This is a genomic window from Falsiroseomonas oryzae (genome assembly GCF_027856955.1).
Classification (GTDB): Bacteria; Pseudomonadota; Alphaproteobacteria; order Acetobacterales; family Acetobacteraceae; genus Falsiroseomonas; species Falsiroseomonas oryzae.
The window spans coordinates 1-3,208 of record NZ_JAPSMD010000529.1; the positions used below are offsets into that span (position 1 = coordinate 1).

Annotated in this window: 3 protein-coding genes; 2 read left to right on the forward strand and 1 reads right to left on the reverse strand. The window is 76.7% G+C overall.

The window, feature by feature from the left end:
* The coding region (locus OZN99_RS28280) for a helicase-related protein (protein ID WP_270938557.1) at window positions 1-1,052 on the reverse strand (1,052 nt) is incomplete at its 3' end.
* Between the two features lie 76 nt (window positions 1,053-1,128).
* Between OZN99_RS28280 and OZN99_RS28285 the strand changes: the two genes are divergently transcribed.
* The gene (locus OZN99_RS28285) at window positions 1,129-1,578 is read left to right on the forward strand and encodes a cupin domain-containing protein (RefSeq protein ID WP_270938558.1); all 450 of its coding nucleotides are present in this window, start codon (window positions 1,129-1,131) and stop codon (window positions 1,576-1,578) included.
* 122 nt (window positions 1,579-1,700) lie between these two features.
* Window positions 1,701-3,208 (forward strand): protein-disulfide reductase DsbD domain-containing protein (locus tag OZN99_RS28290; protein WP_270938559.1); only part of this gene is annotated, 1,508 nt, incomplete at its 3' end.

The following is a 3,208-nucleotide window of genomic DNA, read 5'->3' on the forward strand; positions in this document are numbered from 1 at the left end:
TCGGCGGGCGCCAGGCCGCGGTGCAGCGCCTCCGTCCACAGCCGGATGGCGACGCCCGGCGCGGTGCGGCCGGCGCGGCCGGCGCGCTGCTCGGCGGCGGCCTTGCTGATGCGGACGGTGACCAGGCGCGACAGCCCGCTGGCCGGATCGAGACGTGGCGTGCGGCGCCAGCCGCCATCCACCACGATGCGCACGCCCGGCACGGTCAGCGAGGTCTCGGCGATGGAGGTCGCCAGCACCACCTTGCGGCGCCCCTGGGGGTGCGGGTTCAGCGCGCGGTCCTGCTCGGCCGGCGGCAGTTCGCCATGCAGCGGGATCACCTCCGCGTCGAGGCCGGCCAGGCGCTCCGCGGTGCGGCGGATCTCGCCCCAGCCCGGCAGGAAGGCGAGCAGGTCGCCGGGGTGGTCGCGCAGTGCGCCACGGATGGCCGCGGCCATCGCGTCGGGCAGCTCGCGCGCCTCCGCGAGGTCACGGGCGCGGTGCTCGACCTCCACGGGGAAGGCGCGGCCGAGCGACTCCACCACGGGGCAGTCGCCCAGCACCGCAGCGAAGCGGGCGATGTCGAGCGTGGCTGACATGGCCAGCAGGCGCAGCTCCGGCCGCAGCGCGCGCTGCAGGTCGAGGCAGAGCGCGAGCGCGATGTCCGTGTCGAGGTTGCGCTCATGCGCCTCGTCGAACAGCACCGCTGCGACGCCCTCCAGCCCCGGGTCGGATTGCAGGCGGCGGACCAGCAGCCCTTCGGTGACGACTTCGACGCGGGTGCGGTCGGAGACGGCGCGGTCGAGCCGCGTGGCGAGGCCGATGGTGCCGCCCGGCTGCGCCTCCCCCACCAGCTCTGCCATGCGGCGGGCGGCGGCACGGGCGGCGACGCGGCGCGGCTCCAGCACCAGGATCTTCCCCTGCGCGGCCCAGGGCTCGTCCATCAGGGCGAGCGGGGCGAGGGTGGTCTTGCCGGCGCCGGGCGGCGCGACGAGGACGGCGTTGCTGCCCTCCCGCAGCGCGGCGGCCAGGCGGGGCAGGGCCTCGGTGACGGGGAGGTCGGGGAGGGGCATGCGGGCGCTGGATAGCCCTGGACGTGCGGCAGGAGAACGGCTTGGCTCGGGCGCGCCAGGTGGACGGGGGAAGACCATGGACAAGGGCGTCACGTTGCATCGGGCGGCGGAGGCCGCGACGGTCTGGGTGCTGGGCGACCGCCTGCGCTTCGCCGGCGACCTGCCGGGAACCGGCTTCCTGATGGTCGAGATCGATGTCCCGCCCGGCTCCGGCCCGCCGCTGCACCGGCATGCCTCCCCCGAGCTGTTCCGCGTGCTGTCCGGCGAGGTCGAGTTCGCCACCGCGGACGGGGCGGTGACGGGCCGGGCTGGCGACGTCCTGGGCGTGGCCCCGCATGCCGCGCACACCTACCGCAATGCCGGCAGCGCGCCGGCCACCCTGCTGGTGATGGTGGACCGCAGCATGGAGGCGTTCTTCCGCGACATCGGCCGCGACGCGCCGCCGGCCGGGCCGCCCGGGCCCGAGGAGATGGCACGCATCGGCGCGGCCCTCGCCCGGCACGGGATCGAGATCCTGGCACGCTGATCGGCGGCAGGGTGTGGCGGGGCCATGCCCTTCCGTTCTATGCCTGCGGCATGTGGCGCCCGGCGGTCCTGCTTCTCGCGCTCCTCGCCTGCTCGCCCGCCCTGGCGGTCGAGAGTGCGGCCGTGCGATCGCCGCGGGCGACCGCCACGCTGGTCTCCGATGTCGCGGCCGTGGCGCCGGGCACCGGCTTCCAGGCCGGGTTGCGGCTGCGCCTCGCCCCGGGCTGGCACAGCTACTGGCGCAATGCGGGCGATGCCGGCGCGCCGACCGAGATCGCGCTGACCCTGCCCGACGGCGCCACGGCCGGGCCGATCGCCTGGCCGGCGCCGGAGCGCATCGAGTACGGGCCGCTGGTGAACTTCGGCTACAAGGGCGAGGTCCTGCTGCCGCTGGAGGTCCGCGTCCCGGCCGGGGCCACGCCCGGCGGCACCTTCCGCGTCGAGGCCGAGGCGACCTGGCTGGTCTGCGCCGAGGTCTGCATCCCGGAGGAAGGGCGCTTCGCGCTCAACCTGCCGGTGTCCGACCGCGCCGTGCCCTCGGTCACCGGTGCGCCGCTGTTCGAGGCCGCCTCCGCCCGCATCCCGCGCCCCGCGCCCTGGACGGCGCAGGCCGGGGTCACCGGCCGGCAGGCCAGCCTGACCGTCTCCGGCCCCGGCGTCGCGCCGGACCTGGTGCGGGAGGTCTTCTTCTTCCCGCATGCCGCGGGCGTGATGGAGAACACCGCGCCGCAGCCGCTGTCCTGGCGGAACGGCGCGCTGACGCTCGGGGTGCGGCTGGCGGAGGGCGCCCGGCCGGCGGCGCTGGAGGGCACGGTGGTGCTGCGCGACGCCGGCGGCCAGCGCGCGGCCTTCGACGTCTCCGCCGCCGTCACGGGGCCGGCGATCGCCGGGCCGGCCATCCCCTTCGCCCAGGCGCTGCTGTTCGCGCTGCTCGGCGGGCTGATCCTGAACCTCATGCCCTGCGTCTTCCCGGTGCTGGCGATGAAGGCGATGGCGCTGGCGCGCCTCTCGGGCGAGGCGCAGCGCGGGGTCCGGCTGCATGCGGCCAGCTACACCGCCGGCGTGCTGGCGACCTTCGCGCTGATCGGCGGGTCGCTGGTGGCGCTGCGGGCGGGCGGCAGCGCGGTCGGCTGGGGCTTCCAGTTCACCGAGCCCGCCTTCGTCGCCGGGATGGCCTGGCTGATGCTGGCGGTGGCGCTGAACCTGATGGGCGTCTTCGCCATGGGCCGGCCGGTCGGGGCGGGGCATGGGCTGGCCGCCCGCGGCGGGCATGCCGGGGCCTTCTTCACCGGCGCGCTGGCGGTGCTGCTGGCGACGCCCTGCACCGCGCCCTTCATGGCCGCCGCGCTCGGCGCGGCCATGGCGATGCCGCCGGCGATGACCATGGCGGTGTTCCTGGCGCTGGGGCTGGGGCTGGCGCTGCCCTATGCACTGCTCGGCGTGTTCCCTCGCCTGGCCCGCGCGCTGCCGCGGCCCGGGCCCTGGATGGAGCGGCTGCGCCAGGCGCTGGCCTTCCCGATGCTGGCCGCCGCCGCCTGGCTGGTCTGGGTGCTGGCGCAGGGCACCGGCCCCGACGGCGTGCTGACGGCGCTGGCCGGCGGCGTGGTGATCGCCGCCGGGCTCTGGGCGCT

Bases quoted from the DNA above. Each gene is read 5' to 3' on its own strand.
- OZN99_RS28285 (WP_270938558.1), top strand. From the start codon at position 1,129: ATGGACAAGGGCGTCACGTTGCATCGGGCGGCGGAGGCCGCGACGGTC.